This window comes from Pararhizobium qamdonense (genome assembly GCF_029277445.1).
GTDB classification, from domain to species: Bacteria; Pseudomonadota; Alphaproteobacteria; order Rhizobiales; family Rhizobiaceae; genus Pararhizobium; species Pararhizobium qamdonense.
Map to the genome: position 1 here is coordinate 2,908,816 of NZ_CP119566.1, position 17,726 is coordinate 2,926,541.

The window sequence follows — 17,726 nt, forward strand, 5'->3', positions numbered from 1 at the left end:
TCCCCTCCCAAAAATAAGAATCGCTCGAAACAGGGCGATCAGGGGATTAAGAGGCTCTGCATGACGATCGACGCCACGATTCCGCCCGGCAAGGACAAGCCGACCGGCTCAATACTCAACGATCCCAAGGTTCGCGGCTTTATCTACCAGGCCGTGACCTTGCTACTGCTGATTGTTTTCATCTACTGGATCGCGATGAACACCAGCGAAAACCTGAAGCGCGCCAATATCGCTTCCGGTTATGGCTTTCTCAACGGACGCGCCGGCTTTGATGTCGGTCAATCGCTGATCGCCTATTCCAGCGATTCGACCTACGGCCGCGCCCTGGTGGTGGGTTTCTTCAATACGATCCTGGTGGCCGTCGCCGGCATCGTCACGGCAACGATCATCGGGTTTCTGGTCGGCATCGGCCGGCTGTCGAAGAACTGGCTGATCGCCAAGCTGTCGATGGTCTATGTCGAGGTCTTCCGCAACATTCCGCCGCTGCTGGTCATCTTCTTCTGGTATTCCGGCGTTCTGGCCGTCCTGCCGCAACCAAGGGATTCCGTGGCGCTGCCGCTGGATATGTATATCAACAATCGCGGCCTCGCCTTCCCGCGCCCGGTGTTTGAAAGCGGCTCGCAATTCATCCTGCTTGCCCTCATCATCGCAGCGATCGGCAGCTTCCTGTTTGCCCGCTATGCAAACAAGAAGCAGATGGAGACAGGCAAGCGCCTGCCGGTGCTCTGGACCGTCCTTGGCCTGTTGATCGGCCTGCCGCTCCTCACCTATTTCGTCACCGGCGGTCCGATCTCCTTCGACGTTCCGGTTGCCGGCAAGTTCAACCTGACCGGCGGCTCGGTGGTTGGCCCGGAATTCCTGTCGCTGTTTCTGGCGCTCTCCTTCTATACGGCATCCTTCATCGCCGAAATCGTCCGCGCCGGTATTCGCGGTGTCAGCCATGGCCAGTCGGAAGCGGCCCATGCGCTGGGGGTGCGGCCCGGTCTCACCACGCGCCTCGTCGTCGTGCCGCAGGCCATGCGGATCATCATCCCGCCCTTGACCAGCCAATATCTCAACTTGACGAAAAACTCGTCTCTCGCCATCGCCATCGGCTATTCGGACCTCGTTTCCACCGGCGGCACCATCCTGAACCAGACCGGCCAAGCCATTGAAATCGTCAGCATCTGGATTGTCGTCTATCTGACGCTGAGCCTCTCGACATCGGCGATCATGAACTGGTTCAACGCCAAGATGGCACTGGTGGAGAGATAAGATCATGAACACGCATCAGACCAACTTCGTCCGCACCAGCATGATCGACCAATCGACACCGCCGGTGCTCGATAAGGGTTATATCGCCTGGATAAGGAAGAACCTTCTCGCCACGCCGCTGGATGCGGTGCTGACGATTATCGCCATCCTGGCGCTCGCCTGGTTCCTGCCGCCGGCCATCAAATGGCTGTTCATCGACGCCTCCTGGACAGGCGGCGGACGCGGCGTTTGCGCAACGGCCGCTCAAGGGGGCTCGCAGCCGGAAGGCTGGAGCGGCGCCTGCTGGGCGTTTGTCGGCGCCAAATTCGACGTGTTCATGTTCGGCCGGTATCCGGTCGATGAACGCTGGCGTCCCATGCTGGTCGGCTTCCTGTTTGTGGCGCTCCTCGTCCCGATCCTGATCCCGAAAGTGCCCTATAAGAGCCTGAACGCCATCCTTTTGTTTGGCGTGCTGCCGATCCTGTCCTTTTTCGTGCTGATCGGTGGCGTGCTTGGCCTTTCCTATGTGGAAACGCCGCTCTGGGGCGGCCTGATGGTGACGCTGATCCTGTCCTTTGTGGGCATCGCCGTATCCTTGCCGCTTGGCATCGTGTTGGCGCTCGGGCGCCGGTCCACCATGCCGGTGATCCGCCTGCTCTGCACGGTCTTCATCGAGATTGTCCGCGGTATTCCGCTGATCACGGTGCTGTTCATGGCCAGCGTCATGCTGCCCTTGTTCCTGCCCCAGGGCATGACCGTCGACAAGTTCCTCAGAGCCGTGATCGGGGTGTCGCTCTTTGCCTCCGCCTATATGGCCGAAGTGGTGCGCGGCGGCCTGCAGGCCATCCCGAAGGGACAGGCGGAAGGCGCCGATTCGCTGGGCTTGAGCTACTGGCAGAAGATGCGGCTGATCATCCTGCCGCAGGCACTGAAGCTGGTCATTCCCGGCATCGTCAACACCTTTATCGGCCTGTTCAAGGATACGTCGCTGGTGTCGATCATCGGCATGTTCGATCTGCTCGGCATCGTCCGGCAGAATTTCTCGGACGCCAACTGGGCATCGCCGGTCACGCCACTCTCCGGTCTCGTCTTTGCCGGATTTACTTTCTGGCTTTTCTGCTTCGGTATGTCGCGCTATTCAGGGTTCATGGAACGAAAGCTCGACAAGGGCCACAAACGATAACGAATAAGGGGAAATACAATGGCAGCTGAAGCCAAACCGCTGAAGATCGAAGTGTCTTCCACGGACGTCGCGGTCGAAATCGTCGGCATGAACAAGTGGTATGGAGATTTCCACGTTCTGCGCGACATCAACCTGAAGGTCATGCGCGGTGAACGCATCGTCGTTGCCGGCCCGTCCGGTTCCGGCAAATCCACGATGATCCGCTGCATCAACCGTCTGGAAGAACACCAGAAGGGCACGATCATCGTCGATGGTATCGAGCTCACCAACGACCTGAAGAAGATCGATGAAGTGCGCCGCGAAGTCGGCATGGTGTTCCAGCATTTCAATCTCTTCCCGCACCTGACCATCCTGGAAAACTGCACGCTGGCGCCGATCTGGGTGCGCAAGATGCCGAAGAAGCAGGCGGAAGAAATCGCCATGCACTTCCTCAAGCGCGTCAAGATCCCCGAACAGGCCAACAAATATCCGGGCCAGCTTTCCGGCGGTCAGCAGCAGCGCGTGGCGATTGCCCGTTCGCTCTGCATGAACCCGCGCGTCATGCTGTTCGATGAGCCGACCTCGGCGCTTGACCCGGAAATGATCAAGGAAGTGCTCGACACGATGGTCGGCCTTGCCGAAGAAGGCATGACGATGATCTGCGTCACCCATGAAATGGGCTTTGCCCGCCAGGTCGCCAACCGCGTGATCTTCATGGACCAGGGCCAGATCGTCGAACAGAACGAGCCGGCCGCGTTCTTCGACAACCCGCAGCACGAGCGCACCAAACTGTTCCTCAGCCAGATCCTGCATTAACGATAGGATCGTCTGGCCATCGAACTGGAAGGCCCGTGACATTGGCACGGGCCTTCAGGCCGCTGACGAACTCTGAATTGGCTTGTTTGACGATAGCGACGCCCCATTCTCCCTCATTCTCGCCCTTGTGGCGGGAATCCAGCCAGCTCAAGTCCTTGAGCTGAAAGACTCTTTGACCCGACGGACGTCGGGTCGCTGGATTCCCGCCACAAGGGCGAGAATGAGGGAGGTTGGGGTGTGGCTCCCACCAGACAATCATATTTCAGATTGGTCAGCAGTGCCTATTCTACCGTGTATTTCAGCGTTCCCAGCGACCAGCGCACGCCACGGTTTTCCGCATCGCCGGTCCAGGTTTTCTGCAGCCGGGCGACGATTTCGCTCAGAGACTGGCGGGCATCGAGCTCTCCATTCAGGCCCTGCGACGATGGCGCTACGTCCTGCAAGTCCACGGCATCGCTGACGACGATGGCGACCAGCATATTCTCGCCGCTGCCCTCAGCCTCAAAATCGAAGCCATAATAGCCGTCCGGGATCGTCAGCGTCGAACCGGCCGAAAGCGGCGTGATTTTCTGTGCCAAGTCGTTGGGGAATATCTGCGTGGCGGTACCCTCGCCGTTCACATCGAGAAGGATGAGATGTCCCGCATTTCGGCTGGTGACGGAAATCTCGAAGGCCTGGCCTTTGTTCAAAGCCGGGCCTTTATCCAGCAATACCGTGACATCGCCCGTATCCGCCTTCCCGACGATGTCGCCGATCGCTTCGACAGGATTGGCATCGACATAGGCGGGTGCCACGGCAGCCTCGACCACGACCTCTTGGTAAGCAGGCTCCGGCTTGGCCGCCGGTTGCTGTGCAATTGCCTGTTCCGCCGTGTCCGGTTCCGGTTTGGCGATGCTGGTGCCGAGCATATCCGGCACGCTTTCCAGCTGCGGATCGAGATTGTCGCAGCCGTCCAGCGTCGCGCAATAGTCCTTCGATTTGCGGGTCACATATTCGAAAAGCTCGGCATTGCTGACGAGACCGTTGCCATTCGCGTCGGATTCTTCAGGTTTGTAGCCGGCTATGTAAGCGGATGTGAAAACGCCATGCCGATCTTCGACCGGCAGGCGAACATCGTCCCACGCCACCTGATAGGCAGCCGCAGCACTCCAGGCGGTCAGCCCACCGGCCGTCAATTGCGCGGGTTTATCGACAACACCGAGATCGATGCGCAGGCCCCGTGTTGCCGGCTGTTTGGTGCTTTGCGCAAACGGGCGCGGCAGATAACGGGCGCCTTGCAAGCCTGATACGGCCTCTCGCGACAAGGAACGGGAAATCGTCCCGGAATGGCAGGCATCGATCACCAGCGTCACTGCCCTGCCCTTCAGTTTCTCCAGCACGGCCTCCAGTTCGTCATCGAGGATGACATTGGTCCAGTCCTCGTCACCGGCTTTGAGATCATAGGTTGAAATGGCCTCGTCCATCCCATCCTCTTCGTCGCCACTCATATCCTTGACCTGCAGGCCATGCCCGGAAAAATACAGATAGACCCGGTCGCCCGGCGACGTTCCGGCAATCAGCCATTCGTCCATCGACGACAAAATCGCCTGACGGGTGGCCTTGTCATCGGTGAGGACCCGGATTTCCTCAGGCTTGAACTGCAGCGTGCCGGTCAACAGAGACTGGATTGCCTTCACATCGTTCTTCGGTCCATGCAGAAACATGTCTTCCGGCAGGTTTTCATAGGTGCCGATGCCGATGACCAGCGCCCGGTCCTGCGCCCACGCCCCTGCCGGTTGCGCCCCCAGCGATGCCAGGCACCAGAGCGCGGCTGTGGCAGTGTTGCGCAAAACCGTCATCACAAGTGTTCCCGTGTGTAGAGCGGCTGGATTGCCACGCTCGTATCGGTGCCGTCGAGCCGCGTGACCAGAAGCTTCAGTACAGTGGCGGCATCCACGCTCTTGCTGGCCAAAGCCGCGCCGATCGCATCGATAGGTTCATTGGTCGAGATCACGATCAGATGATCGGCGCCGAAGGGTTCGACCACCTGCAGATTGCTGAGCTTGAACCCGGCACTCGCCGTTCCCTCCGACTGCACATCCAGCAACTGTATCTGCCCGGTGTTGGCCAGATTGAACACAACCATGTTTCTATAGCCGGAGGCCGGTGCATTGAAGGCAATCTTGTCGCCGGCGGCGTAGATGTCCTTCTGCGGCGTCAGGGACACTGTGCCCGGATTCTGGCTCGCCATGATCTTCAGGAAATCGAGCAGGATGAACTTATCGACAACCGGCTGTATCGAGCGGCCATCGATATGCTCGCCGGCAACGTCGCCGTTTGGCGTGTAGACAATGCCGCTCGCGGCATCCCAGCGATAGGGCACGCCTGTGCCACCCACATTGTCCGGCACGGCATCGGAGCCCTCGACAGATAGGGCCAGCTTGCCATTCCAGCCGGATTCGCGGACGGATTTATGCATCTTCTCCGCTTCCGGTGCGATTGCCACAGTGGCGCTGCGCGTCAACGGCATGACCACCTCATCGTCGGAGCGTGGCAGTTGCGGTGTGAAATTGGGAACCTGCAGGGCCTCCGACTGGGTCTTCACAGTGGCAAAGACATAATCCTCGAGCTCCACCCGCGACAGGCGGCCGTCACCATTGCGATCTGCCGCCCCCTCGACAGCGCGGGCAAAACTCCAGCTCAAGGCACCGCGCGGCTCGCCGCTGATAATGACCTCAGGCGACGGCTGGCTCTCCAGCGATGCGGCAAGCACCGTGACAGTGCGAAATTGAGTTTCTTTCACCGCAGCACCCGACACCGCCTCCTCAGACGGCGGCGGCAGCTTCACCGTGACGGCATGGGCAAGGCGGGTCTTGCCGGAAAAGGACCGGCTCATGCCGCCGGAATGGCAGCTGTCGGAGACGAACAGGACCTGCACGCCTTTGGCTTCCGCTTCGGAAAACCAAGCATTCAGCTCGTTATCGACGATGATCTCATGGTCGGTTTCGGCGGCGCGGCTGCGGTCGAAGCCTGGCAATTGCAGGAACTCGTCGAGACCGTCGGCCTCGTCCCCGGCCACAAGTTCCGGCATCTGCGCACCGTGCCCGGCATAGGTGAAGATGATCGTGTCGCCCTTGGCCGCACGGGCAACAAACCCGCTCCAGGCCGCACGGATATCGTCCTTGCGGGCGGCGGCATCGAAAAACGCCGCGATCTGATCAACGCTTGCCCGCCGCAACGACGCTTCGACATCCTTGGCATCCTTGACGGCACCGTCCAGGCTGACCTCATAGGGGTAGGCATCGACGCCGACAACAAGAGCGAAAGTCGCTGAGGATGCGGCACCGAGCGGCACTGCAGCCAGGAGGAGAGCAAGGGCCAGGCGGCGCAGCATCATTCAATTCTCCACATCGACTTCGACGCGCCGGTTCATCTGGTTCAGCGTCTCCTCATCATAAGCGCTGGCATCATCCGCCTTGAACGGTTCGTCCTCACCTTTGCCTAAGGTTTTCCAAACGCCTGCATACCCCTCGGCAACGAGGTATCCCGCCAGCGCATCAGCGCGTGCCAGCGACAAAACACGATTGGCTTCCTGCGTGCCGACGGGGTCGGTGTGTCCGGTGAGCGTGATCGCCTTGGGCTTGACCGATTTCAGGCATTCCGACAGGTCCCTGGCGGAAGCCAGCCCTTCCGGGGTAAATTCCGCCGTGCCGAAGACATAGCGCACCGGCGTCGATTTCTTCTTCAGGGAGACGCCGCGATAGCTGATCTTGCAGGCGCCGCGCACAGTGAGTTTTACGGGGTTTGGGGAGGCAAGCCGCATCTCCGTTGCCATATGATCGAGCCTGACGATATAGGCCTGATCCGGCGCCATCCATTGCGGCGTCAGCACCTCGTTGCCGGCATCCTCCAGCGCCAGCTGATAGTAGCGGGCCGCCGCCTCATAAGTCCGCCGGTCACGGTTGATGTCCCCCAGCGCGTCGAAAACCTGCCAGGGTGCCGAATTGCTTGTGCGGATCGCCTCAAGCTCGCGTTCGAAATCTGCGAGATTTGCACCCTGCCCGACAGCGCCGACAATCCGGTTGAAGGACGCCAGCGCCGCCACGCGGTTAATCATCGCCTTGTCGTCGGCGGTACAACCGGGCTTCGGCATGCCGGCAATCTGCTTGGCCAATGCCTCGTTGCCCGCATTGGTGGCCTTGGCAATCTGCGCCAGGGCATCGCAGGCGGCCGTTGCCGTCCCGGCACAGAAAAATATCAGCAGCGATGCCCCGGCAAGAACCCTCAATCGCATCATGCGCCTTTCCATTTCATTTCCAGTCAAACCGCCATGTCCAGCCTGACCGAACAGGCCAACCGGCACTGCGCGGCCGACGCCCGCCTATTTTATGATCTCGAAGGTCACCACTTGCAGGCCGCTGGCGCCCTTGTCGTCCTCGGCTTTCTTGGCAAGGTTGATCGCCAGTCCGCGCGTCGGCGGTAGATGCGACTGCGCCACCAGCTGGCGCGCCCGCTCCACGGTCAGCTTTTGATCGCCCAGCCCACCCTCGCGGCAGTAGGCGATCATGGTTTCGGCCGGTGCCGGCGTGTCGAAGGTCAGATCGCCGGTTCCGGGCTGCGGGATCAGGCGTTTCTCGCCCGGTTGCAGCGTGGTATTGCCGATCATCGCATCGGGAATGACTTCCACGTTGCCGGTCTCTTCCACATACAGGATCTGCAATTCGCAGGCCCTGTTGGCACTCAGCTCGAAGGACAGCTGGTCGCCGACCTTCGCGGTGGTCGTGGCCACATGCAGCGCCAGTTCAAGCTTGCCGCGATCGGCAGGCTGCTCCTGGCGATAGGCGGGCGTCGCGGCCGCGATTGTCTGCGGCTTGACATAATCCTGCTGCGCCGTTTGACCGGCCACGTCCTCACCTCCACCGGCCGTGGCCACGTGGACGGTTGCCGTGTCGAGCGGCTTCAGCTGCATCAGGGGATGCAGAAGCAGCGGAAATTGCTGCTCGACCTCGGCGCGGGGGACCGTCGCGCCCGCCTCAAGCGTCGTCACCCAGTCGATGCCAAGCCGCAGCGTATCGACATCCTCCACCCGCTTGATCGCCGAGGACAACTCTGTCGGCGTCATGTCGAACTCAGCCGCGAGCGCATCGAAATCGAGTTCATCCTCATATTTGTCGCCAAAATAGGTGACGAGTTCGGCATTGCCGGGCGCCTGCATGCTCTGAGCGCTGCCATCTGGCGTCGGCTCGGTCACACCGAGCTTGACCAGCGCCTCGACGAAACGCTGCCGGTCCTTGTTATAGGCGGCATCAAGCTCTTCCTGCGGCACGTACATATCCAAGAGAATGGCCTGCTGATCCCGGGTGAACAGCGTCGATGTCTGGATATGCTCGCGCAGCTGGTCGCGTTTCGACAGGATGCCGTTGGCATGGCAATCGAAACAGGAGCGGGCATTGATGATCTCGACCCCCTTGCCGATCGGCCGCTTGCGGAAGGACACGATCGAGGTTGGCCCGATATCCAGCTGCTTTCCCGCCGCTGTCGACAGGTAATAGCCCTGCAGCCCGTTCGGCAGCGAGAAGATCATCTCGCCGCCATCGTGCTCAAACGGCGTCAGACCGCCATCGAACGGTTCCAGTTCCTTCGGCCCTTGCGGAAAACGCTTCAGCACCTGGCGGCCGACATCGCCGCCGAAATCATAGGACTTCCAGTAGTAGCCGCCGAACGGCATATCGTGGCGTTCCAGCATGCGGTTATGATCTGAAACCCCTGACGATCCATCGGCAAAACCCGCGCGCAGCACCTGGCGGCGGCGGATATTGTCATCGACATTGATCTGGAACCGCTGTTCGAGTTCGCGGATATGGGTCGGCAGCTTCATCAGCCGGTTGTAGATCTTTGGTTTGGCGGCATTGGCCATGAACCAGTCGATGCGCATGATCGGCAGGACGGTGCCGGTTTCCTTGGTGAGCGCCAGAAGCGAGGCATCGCTGGCGGGATCGACACCGTAGAAATATTGCGAAATCAGGAAATTATAGTCGTCGGCCGACCATTGCAGGTCGCGCAGGTCAACCCTCACCATCAGGCCGTTGGTGCCCTCGACCTCCTGCGGCAACACAAGCTTCGGGCCGTAGGACAGCGAATTCAACAGTTTCTTGAAGCCGCCGGCCAGAACGTCCATGCGCTTCATGAAGGTCTTGTCGTCCTCGCAGCTCATCATGCCATTATACTGGTTGCGATAGGAGAAGTAGCGCATATATTGCCGGTCGAGATCGTTGACCTTGGAAATATCCTTCAGCCCGGCCTCGACGAAATCCCGATAGGCCAGCATCGGCCGCGTGCGCGCCGGTCTGCTCGCCGCAGTCTGCGGCAGATCCGATTGCTTCAGCGAATTGATCCAGTCCTCCAGGCTTTTTACCTCCTCCGCGCTCGGGCGCTTGCCAAGCGGCATGCGGCCGCTGGTCACCGAAGTGAACAGACGGGATTTGGCGGCATCGCCGGGAACCACGAAAGCGGCGTCGGCTGCGATCGTGCTGAGGTCACCGGCCGGATAGGATCCTTGCGAGCTTTCGCCGGGCCCATGGCAATTGCGGCAATATTTGCCGATAAAGGCATCGGCCTGGGTGGCAAGGCCGGCATTGCCGCCGCCAAGCGCGGAGGCCGGCGTACTTTCCGTGCAGACCGCCGTTGCCGATTGCGCCACCGGCTGCGGCGGCTTGACCTCGCGGTCGGACAGGAAGGCATAGATCGCGGTGCGGTCCTTCTCGTTGAGAACGGACAGTCCATGGGCTATCTCGCGCATGACGGGATCGGTCAGGGGAGCGCCCGAGAGCTTCTTGCCGTCGTCGATCAGGCCGGTGGTGAACACGTCGGGTGTGGCAAGGCCTGCCATCCGGGCCTTGGAAATATCGGGCGCCACCGCGCCGGTCAGGCCCTTTTCCCCGGTATAGGCGTTTTCCATGTCGAGACCGTAAGTGGTGGTTCGCGGCGTATGACACTCGCCGCAGCCGCCGACATTTTCGACGAGATAGCGGCCGCGCTCCATCTGCGTTTCCTCGCGCGGCTGATAGTCCGCCACATTGAAGTGGCTGCGCTTCCACAGCGTAATCGTCGTCTGGCGGCTATAGGGAAACGCGATCTCGTGTTCCTTCGATACGGCATCGGACGCAATCAGCGTGTCGATGTAAGCCTTGATATCCAGCACATCCTCCGGCTTCATGCCGCCATAGGCGGTATAGGGCATGACGGGATAGAGATTGTTGCCTTCGCGATCGATGCCCTGCATCACCGCATTGAGAAACTGCGCATTGGTCCAGCCGGCGATGCCGTTGGCATGGGGCGAAATGTTCGGGGCATAGAATTTGCCGATCGCCGTATCCATTTCCAGTCCGCCGGACAGGACGTCGCTGCTCCTGGCCGATCCATGGCAGGCACCGCAACCGGACGCATTGAACAGATATTTGCCATTGCCGGTATCGGCCTTATAGGTCGCATAGGCATCGTCAGCGAAAGCATCACGCGCCGATGCAGCGCCCGGACACTGGGTTAGCGCCAGAACCAGTGCCGCCATCGCCGCCATCGTGCGCGGCAGGCCGAGCCTACGGATCAGGGTCCCGGACACTTGATCGAACATGCGCATGGCCTGTTCTCCTTGCTTTCTCAAACAACAAATACGCTATAGCTACCGGAACTCGAACTGCTCGAACTCGACCCGTTTGGGTGTCTTGCCGAGGTCCTTCAGGCCCTTTTCAATGGATTTTCGCAGCAATGGCGGCCCGCAGAACCAGAGGTCCGCTCCCGCCGGATCGACGGCGCTCGATGCGGTAAGCTTTGCCGCGTCGAGCCTGCCGTCCGTTTTGGAATCATGCAAAGTGAAACTGAAATTCGAAAGCTTGTCCGCCTGCGTTTGAAACGTATCAAGGCCGATGGCCTCGCTCCGGTCGCGCACGCAATAGACCATGTGGATATCCTGGCCTTCGTCCCCCTTCAAGCGCCCCGCCATCGCCAGGAACGGCGTAACACCAATACCGCCAGCGAGCCATATCTGTTTCTTGCTGCCACGGCGGTGATTGAAATGCCCATAGCCCCCCTCCAGTTTCAGGCGGTCGCCGATGGCGATGCCGTCGCGCAGCGCTTTGGTATAATCACCCAGCGGCTTGATGGCGAACCGGACGGTGCCGTCGTCCTCCATGCCGGCGATCGTGAACGGATGCGGCTCGCGCAAACCCGGTTTGTTGACCCGGAAAAATCCGAACTGGCCGGGCTTGGCACGCAGCGGACGCCGCACCGGCCGGGCGGAAATGATCGTTGCGCCCTCATGACGCGCCACATCGAAGACCTCGTAGGTGCGGGTCCGCAGCCAGGGAAAGAGCTGTGTGTAGATATAGCTCAGCGTGCCGATCATCGCGAAAATATTGAGATAGGTCGCCAGCATCGCCGTACCGTCATAGGGCCGCTTGATGAACGTCTGGTGGAAGGCGGCCATGATGAACAGCAGGCCGATGAAACGGTGTGTCAGGCGCCAGAAATGGTAAGGGATTTCCACCTTCGTCTTTGGCACGATCTTGACGATGCTGAGCAGCAAAAGGACGACGAGTGCGTAAAACGCGTACTCGCCGGCATCAGCCGCCAGCCTGTTCAGCCCGCCGGTCAGCGACAGGCCCTTGAAATCCGGCGTGATGAAATAGTGTACGAGGATCAGCGCGAGGACCGTGATCCCTACCCGGCGATGCGTCTGGTAGATCCGGTCGAGCCCGCCGAAAAGGCGCTCGATGAAAGATGGGCGCGTGGCCATGAACAGTGCCAGCGCCATGCCGGTAAAGGCCATCGAGGATGCCATCAGCGAAAACGTGGTGCCCGCATTGGTATGGCTGACCGCAGGGACAACCAGCAACCCCGCAAATCCGATCAGCGACCAGACAAGAACAGCACCCGCGCTCACGCCATATCCCCCATAATTCCGCGGTTGCGGAGCCCGAAGTGAGACTGGCAAGGCCCTCAAGCTTCGTCAACTGCTATTGTAGCAGAGACGATTTTACGCCGGGCTTTATTCGCCTGCCCTCATTTCAACGTGCCGGCGGCAAGTACCTCGCGTGCTTTTTGCGCCAGCGGATGGTCCGGATGGCGGCGGATGAAGCGCTCATAGGCTTCGCGCGTCCCTTTGCGGGTGGCGCCGTCATATTCGGACTGCACGGCAGCTTCCGCATCCGGCGCCGGCGTCATGATCCCACCGGTTCCCTTTGGCACTTGTGCCGCCAAAACCACACCGCTGAAAAACCCGGCTATTGCCCCCAAAAGGGCGAGGATCGGCCATTGCCTCCGAAATTCGACCAGCATATCAACGCCTCTTCAGGTTTGGGAAAGTTACGGGTGCGATGAGACTTACGGAGCAGTTTCAGCCGCTTTCCGAAAGTAGCAGCTTACAGACAATTTGATGATTTCCGGTGTACATTCTCCACCGAGAAGGTGAAACAATGACGGGCACGAATAAAACGGTAAAGACCATTGCTGCTACAGGCAACCAGCTGGTCGATGGCATCATTTCCGGCACCGCCTGGGGCGGCGATAGCGTTACCTACGCTTTCCCAACGCTTGCCAGCCAGTATCATTACGGCAACCCGGCAGAGTTGAACAACAATTTCGGTGCGGTTTCGGCTGCGCAAAAGAACGCGGCGCTGTTCATCATGGAACAGTCTTCCGGAACTGCCGCCAATGACGGCTTTTCCGTCGAAGGGTTTACCAAGCTGGCCTTCTCCGCCGGCAGCGCAACCACCGCGACGCTGCGCTTTGCGCAATCCGACGAGGCAAGCCCGACGGCCTATGCCTATTTTCCCGACACACACTATTCCGCCGGCGATACCTGGTTCAGCACGGACTATGAGGGCACGATCAACGATTATCGCGCCCCGGTTGCCGGCAATTATGCCTGGCACACGCTGGTGCACGAACTGGGTCATGCGCTGGGCTTGAAGCATGGTCATGATACCGGCGTCTTCGGCGCGACACCCGATGCCTTCAACTCGGTCGAATATACGGTGATGACCTATAATGGCTTTGTCGGCGACAATGCCAATGGCTACGCCTATGAACAGTTCGGCGCGCCGCAGACCTTCATGATGGCCGATATCGCTGCCCTGCAGCACATGTATGGCGCCAATTACACCACCAACAGCGGCAACACGGTCTACAAGTGGACACCGGACAGCGGCAAGACCTATGTGGATGGCAAGGTGGCGATCGACCCCGGCGGCAACCGCATCTTCGCCACGATCTGGGATGGCGGCGGCAAGGACACGTTCGATCTCACCGCCTACAAGAGCAACCTCAATATCGACCTTCGCGCCGGTGGCTTCTCGATGTTCAGCGAAGACCAGCTGGCGGGACTGGGCGGTGGGCCGAACGATGGCTATGCGCGCGGCAATATTTTCAATGCGCTGCTGCACAAGGGCAACCTTGCCTCGCTGATCGAGGACGTCAAGGCCGGGTCCGGAAACGACAGGGTCGTTGGCAACCAGGCCGCCAACGCGCTCTTCGGCAATGGCGGAAATGATTCGCTGTTCGGGAAAGACGGCAACGATTCTTTGTTTGGCGGCGCCGGAGGCGACAAACTGAACGGCGGCAAAGGACGCGACATGCTCACCGGCGGCGGCGGTGCAGACATGTTCATTTTCTCCGAGCTGTCCGACAGCACCCCGGCCGCATCCGGCCGCGACACGATCTTGGACTTTCGGGGCTCTGAAGGCGACCGGATCAACCTTGCAGGCATAGATGCCGACATCACGAAAGAGGGCAACCAAGGTTTCAAGTTCATCGGCACCAAGGGCTTCGGCGGCGATGAAGGCGAGTTGCGCTATGTCAAGAATGCGTCCGGCACCTATATCTATGGCGATGTAGACGGCGATCGAAAAGCCGACTTTTCCATCCATCTCGAAGACGCCGTCACCCTGCAGAAGGGCTATTTTTTCCTCTGACAGACGCGAATCTGTATGGAGAGGGCCGGATAAGTCATATTCTCGGTATTAGGCAGGCCATTTGAGGAATTCTGCGATTGCCAAACGCTCCGTCATCCCTGTGCTCGTCAGCGATTTAACCTGCTCAAGCCCATGATCTAAAAGAGTTCTGTGACCCGACGGACGTCGGGTCGCTGGATTCCCGCCACAAGGGCGAGAATGACGGAGAGTGGGGTATGGCTCTTACCAGACAATCTTATTCCAGGTTTGTCAGCACTCTGGGCGGGATCAAAGTATCCTGCCTTGTCTTTTGAACGCCGATCCCAAAGGCAGACCTTCACGAATTATCTGGGCAAGGCGCCATACCGCCCTTCCCCGGCCGCATGCAGCCAAACAAAAAAGGCGGCCCGCAGGCCACCTTCCTCGTACTCATTCCTGAAATTCGGCCTTAGCCGACGAATGCGCGTTCGATCACGAATTCGCCCGGCTTGTTGTTGGAGCCTTCGTTCAAACCGGCGGCCTCCAGAATTTCCTTGGTTTCCTTCAGCATCTCCGTCGAGCCGCAGATCATGCCGCGATCGACCAAGGGGTCGAAGGCCGGCAGGCCAAGGTCCGAGAACATCTTGCCGTCACGCATCAGGTTGGTGATGCGGCCCTTGAACGGGTAATCCTCACGGGTCACCGTCGCATAATGGCGCAGCTTGTCGCCGACCAGTTCGGCCAGGAATTCGTGGTTGCGGATTTCTTCGAGCAGGTCGAAGCCGTATTTCAGTTCGGCCACATCGCGGGTCGTGTGGGTAAGGATGACTTCCTCGAACTTCTCAAACGTTTCGGGATCACGGATCAGGCTCGCAAACGGCGCGATGCCGGTTCCGGTCGAAAACATGTAGAGGCGCTTGCCAGGCGTCAGCGCGTCGAGTACCAGGGTGCCTGTCGGCTTCTTGCGCATCAGCACCTGATCACCGGGCTTGATGCTCTGCAGATGCGAGGTCAGCGGACCGTCCGGCACCTTGATCGAGAAGAATTCCAGTTCCTCGTCCCAGGCGGGGCTCGCGATCGAATAGGCGCGGTAGACCGGCTTGCCCTTGACCATCAGGCCAATCATGGCGAATTCACCCGAGCGGAACCGGAATTCCGTCGGACGCGTCATGCGGAAGCTGAACAGCCGGTCCGTATAATGCATGACCTTCGTCACCGTTTCAGCGAACACGCCGGCGGGCACGGTTGCAGCAAATTCTTCGATCTTGGCAGGAGCATTCATTTCGGGGTCAGGTCCTGTAATGATGAGTAACGCTTTCAGGTATCAGCGGATATTCCAAAAGGCGCCGATTTGGAAGCAAATCCGTTCCAATTATAGCGCCTTTTTCAGATTGATGCGTGTTTCAGTGTGTCGCAGCCGTCAGGAAACCCGCCGCCAGCTGTAGGATTTCGCATCGGCCGAAGGTCTGGCCGTCGGCTGGTAGTGATTGTCGATCCCCGGCAAACGCCCCTCCGACAGACGCTTGAGGGCCGTTTCGTTGCTGACGGCAAAGCTATCGATGCCACAGCGCAGCATCAGCGGCACCTGGTCGATCAGCACGTCGCCGACGGCGCGGATTTCCTTGCCGTAACCGAGACGCACGCGCAGCAGCGACGCGTGACTGAAGGCGCGGCCATCGTTGAACGCGGGAAAAGCCACCGCAATCAACGACACCTGCTCCAGAAACGGCTGCAGCCGCGTCACATCGTCGGCGGGGTTGACCAACACGCCAAGCCCGCTTTCGCCGGCCTGTGCCTTTTCCACGAAGGCATCGATCCCGAGAATAGCTTTCTCATTGGAGCCTGCCTTGGTTTCCTCGGTTTCGACGACCCAGGGGTCATCCGTGACGAAACCGGTTTCTTTCCAGATCTGTGTCATATGCTTGTCCTCAGGCCGCTTCCTGCGCATTGCCGCCATAGAGCGCATCCTTGAACGGCTGCGGCCCGACCCGGCGATAGGCCGCAAGGAAGATTTCCGACGGATCCGTTCGCAAGGACAGATAAGTGTTGACGATCGTCTCGATCGCGTCGGTGACCTTTTCAGGCTCAAAGCCGCGGCCGATGATCTCGCCGATCGAGGTATTCTCGTCGCCTGAACCGCCAAGCGTGATCTGGTAGAGTTCGGCACCCTTCTTTTCCACGCCCAGCAGGCCGATATGGCCGACATGGTGATGGCCGCAGGCATTGATGCAGCCGGAGATCTTGATCTTCAGCTCGCCGATCTCGGCCTGCCGGTCCGGGTCACCGAAGCGGGTGGAGATTTCCTGCGACAGCGGGATCGAGCGCGCATTGGCAAGCGCGCAATAGTCCAAGCCGGGACAGGCAATGATATCCGTGATCAGACCGGCATTGGCCGTCGCCAGACTAATCGAAACGAGACCACGATAGAGCGCCTCCAGATCGGCCAGCGCCACATGCGGCAGGATGATATTCTGCTCATGACTGATGCGGATTTCATCAAAGGCGTATTCCTGCGCCAGATCGGCAATCGCATCCATCTGGCTATCGCTGGCATCGCCTGGAATGCCGCCGATCGGCTTCAGCGACACCGTCACCATGCCATAGTCGGGGTGCTTGTGCGGCTGCACATTCTGCTGCACCCAGCGGGCAAAGTCCGGATCGGCCTTCTTCCAGCCGGCCAGATTGGCCCAGCCTTCGGGACGGTCGGTCAGCGGCGGAGGTGCGAAATAGCTGGTGATTGCCTGGATATCGGCATCCGGCAATTTCAGCTCCGTGTTCTTCAGTTGCAGGAATTCCTGCTCGACCTGGCCTGTCAGGTTTTCCACGCCGGTTTCGTGCACGAGGATCTTGATGCGCGCCTTGTACTTGTTGTCGCGGCGGCCGTGCAGATTGTACACCCGCATGATCGCTGTCGTGTAGGACAACAGATCCTCTTCCGGCAGGAAATCGCGGATTTTCTTGGCGATCATCGGCGTGCGGCCCTGCCCGCCGCCGACATAGACGGCAAAGCCGATCTCGCCCTTGTCGTTCTTCTTCAGGTGCAGGCCGATATCGTGCACCTGAATGGCGGCGCGGTCGCGCTCGGCCCCGGTAACGGCGATCTTGAACTTGCGCGGCAGGAAGGAAAACTCCGGATGAACCGACGACCACTGGCGCAGGATTTCGGCGTAAGGGCGCGGGTCCGCGACTTCATCGGCAGCGGCACCGGCAAAATGATCGGCGGTGACGTTGCGGATACAGTTGCCCGATGTCTGGATCGCGTGCATCTCGACCGAGGCAAGCTCTGCCAGGATGTCCGGCGTGTCCGAGAGTTTCGGCCAATTGTACTGGATGTTCTGGCGCGTGGTGAAATGGCCGTAACCGCGATCATATTTGCGGGCGATATGGGCCAGCATGCGCATCTGGTTGCTGTTCAGCGTGCCATAGGGAATGGCGACCCGCAGCATATAGGCGTGCAGCTGCAGGTAGACGCCGTTCATCAGCCGGAGAGGCTTGAAGGCATCCTCGGCAAGCGCACCGGAAAGACGGCGCGTGACCTGATCGCGAAACTGGGCAACACGGTCAGCAACAAAGGCATGGTCGAATTCGTCGTAACGGTACATCGGTCTTCT

The 17,726-nt window shown here is 59.9% G+C and carries 13 protein-coding genes; 4 read left to right on the forward strand and 9 right to left on the reverse strand.

Features of this window, described 5'->3' with window-relative positions:
* Nucleotides 1-60 precede the first annotated feature (60 nt).
* Genes PYR65_RS14100 through PYR65_RS14110 form a run of 3 tightly spaced genes read left to right on the forward strand, consistent with a single transcriptional unit; the run spans nucleotide 61 to nucleotide 3,211 of the window.
* A complete protein-coding gene (locus PYR65_RS14100) occupies nucleotides 61-1,254 on the forward strand; it encodes an amino acid ABC transporter permease (protein WP_276118449.1) in 1,194 nt (397 codons plus the stop codon).
* Nucleotides 1,255-1,258: 4 nt separating this feature from the next.
* On the forward strand, nucleotides 1,259-2,416 hold the full coding sequence (locus tag PYR65_RS14105; protein WP_276118450.1) for an amino acid ABC transporter permease: 1,158 nt from the start codon (nucleotides 1,259-1,261) through the stop codon (nucleotides 2,414-2,416).
* A gap of 18 nt (nucleotides 2,417-2,434) precedes the next feature.
* Complete coding sequence (locus tag PYR65_RS14110) at nucleotides 2,435-3,211, forward strand: amino acid ABC transporter ATP-binding protein (RefSeq protein WP_060638290.1); 777 nt, start codon at nucleotides 2,435-2,437, stop codon at nucleotides 3,209-3,211.
* Between the two features lie 281 nt (nucleotides 3,212-3,492).
* Here the strand turns inward: PYR65_RS14110 and PYR65_RS14115 are convergent, their stop codons facing one another.
* From PYR65_RS14115 to PYR65_RS14140, 6 genes are all read right to left on the reverse strand, one after another.
* Nucleotides 3,493-5,049: a caspase family protein gene (locus PYR65_RS14115; RefSeq protein ID WP_276118451.1), complete on the reverse strand. Its 1,557-nt coding sequence runs from the start codon at nucleotides 5,047-5,049 to the stop codon at nucleotides 3,493-3,495.
* Complete coding sequence (locus PYR65_RS14120) at nucleotides 5,049-6,587, reverse strand: caspase family protein (RefSeq protein ID WP_276118452.1); 1,539 nt, start codon at nucleotides 6,585-6,587, stop codon at nucleotides 5,049-5,051. The genes PYR65_RS14115 and PYR65_RS14120 overlap by 1 nt, the downstream gene beginning before the upstream one ends.
* Nucleotides 6,588-7,487 (reverse strand): OmpA family protein, encoded by a 900-nt coding sequence (locus PYR65_RS14125; protein ID WP_276118453.1) that lies wholly within the window; start codon nucleotides 7,485-7,487, stop codon nucleotides 6,588-6,590.
* An 84-nt stretch (nucleotides 7,488-7,571) separates the two neighbouring features.
* Nucleotides 7,572-10,826: a c-type cytochrome gene (locus tag PYR65_RS14130; protein WP_276118454.1), complete on the reverse strand. Its 3,255-nt coding sequence runs from the start codon at nucleotides 10,824-10,826 to the stop codon at nucleotides 7,572-7,574.
* A 42-nt stretch (nucleotides 10,827-10,868) separates the two neighbouring features.
* The gene (locus PYR65_RS14135; RefSeq protein WP_276118455.1) at nucleotides 10,869-12,128 is read right to left on the reverse strand and encodes a ferredoxin reductase family protein; all 1,260 of its coding nucleotides are present in this window, start codon (nucleotides 12,126-12,128) and stop codon (nucleotides 10,869-10,871) included.
* Between the two features lie 119 nt (nucleotides 12,129-12,247).
* On the reverse strand, nucleotides 12,248-12,523 hold the full coding sequence (locus PYR65_RS14140; RefSeq protein ID WP_276118456.1) for a hypothetical protein: 276 nt from the start codon (nucleotides 12,521-12,523) through the stop codon (nucleotides 12,248-12,250).
* 137 nt (nucleotides 12,524-12,660) lie between these two features.
* Between PYR65_RS14140 and PYR65_RS14145 the strand changes: the two genes are divergently transcribed.
* The gene (locus PYR65_RS14145) at nucleotides 12,661-14,157 is read left to right on the forward strand and encodes a M10 family metallopeptidase (RefSeq protein WP_276118457.1); all 1,497 of its coding nucleotides are present in this window, start codon (nucleotides 12,661-12,663) and stop codon (nucleotides 14,155-14,157) included.
* A gap of 427 nt (nucleotides 14,158-14,584) precedes the next feature.
* Here the strand turns inward: PYR65_RS14145 and PYR65_RS14150 are convergent, their stop codons facing one another.
* The 3 genes from PYR65_RS14150 to PYR65_RS14160 all read right to left on the reverse strand — a co-directional run bounded on the left by PYR65_RS14150 (nucleotide 14,585) and on the right by PYR65_RS14160 (nucleotide 17,717).
* A complete protein-coding gene (locus tag PYR65_RS14150; protein WP_276118458.1) occupies nucleotides 14,585-15,397 on the reverse strand; it encodes a ferredoxin--NADP reductase in 813 nt (270 codons plus the stop codon).
* A 138-nt stretch (nucleotides 15,398-15,535) separates the two neighbouring features.
* Nucleotides 15,536-16,033 carry a DUF934 domain-containing protein gene (locus PYR65_RS14155; protein ID WP_060638404.1) on the reverse strand — a complete coding sequence of 166 codons (498 nt, stop codon included), beginning with the start codon at nucleotides 16,031-16,033 and terminating at the stop codon, nucleotides 15,536-15,538.
* Between the two features lie 10 nt (nucleotides 16,034-16,043).
* Nucleotides 16,044-17,717, reverse strand: coding sequence for a nitrite/sulfite reductase (locus PYR65_RS14160; protein WP_276118459.1), 1,674 nt, complete (start codon nucleotides 17,715-17,717; stop codon nucleotides 16,044-16,046).
* Between the last annotated feature and the right edge of the window lie 9 nt (nucleotides 17,718-17,726).

Excerpts from the sequence above, each read along its gene's own strand:
- PYR65_RS14150 (WP_276118458.1), bottom strand. The coding sequence starts at position 15,397 with ATGAATGCTCCTGCCAAGATCGAAGAATTTGCTGCAACCGTGCCCGCC.
- PYR65_RS14120 (WP_276118452.1), bottom strand. The coding sequence starts at position 6,587 with ATGATGCTGCGCCGCCTGGCCCTTGCTCTCCTCCTGGCTGCAGTGCCG.
- PYR65_RS14140 (WP_276118456.1), bottom strand. The coding sequence starts at position 12,523 with ATGCTGGTCGAATTTCGGAGGCAATGGCCGATCCTCGCCCTTTTGGGG.
- PYR65_RS14115 (WP_276118451.1), bottom strand. The coding sequence starts at position 5,049 with ATGACGGTTTTGCGCAACACTGCCACAGCCGCGCTCTGGTGCCTGGCA.
- PYR65_RS14100 (WP_276118449.1), top strand. The coding sequence starts at position 61 with ATGACGATCGACGCCACGATTCCGCCCGGCAAGGACAAGCCGACCGGC.
- PYR65_RS14105 (WP_276118450.1), top strand. The coding sequence starts at position 1,259 with ATGAACACGCATCAGACCAACTTCGTCCGCACCAGCATGATCGACCAA.
- PYR65_RS14160 (WP_276118459.1), bottom strand. The coding sequence starts at position 17,717 with ATGTACCGTTACGACGAATTCGACCATGCCTTTGTTGCTGACCGTGTT.
- PYR65_RS14110 (WP_060638290.1), top strand. The coding sequence starts at position 2,435 with ATGGCAGCTGAAGCCAAACCGCTGAAGATCGAAGTGTCTTCCACGGAC.
- PYR65_RS14145 (WP_276118457.1), top strand. The coding sequence starts at position 12,661 with ATGACGGGCACGAATAAAACGGTAAAGACCATTGCTGCTACAGGCAAC.
- PYR65_RS14155 (WP_060638404.1), bottom strand. The coding sequence starts at position 16,033 with ATGACACAGATCTGGAAAGAAACCGGTTTCGTCACGGATGACCCCTGG.
- PYR65_RS14125 (WP_276118453.1), bottom strand. The coding sequence starts at position 7,487 with ATGATGCGATTGAGGGTTCTTGCCGGGGCATCGCTGCTGATATTTTTC.
- PYR65_RS14130 (WP_276118454.1), bottom strand. The coding sequence starts at position 10,826 with ATGCGCATGTTCGATCAAGTGTCCGGGACCCTGATCCGTAGGCTCGGC.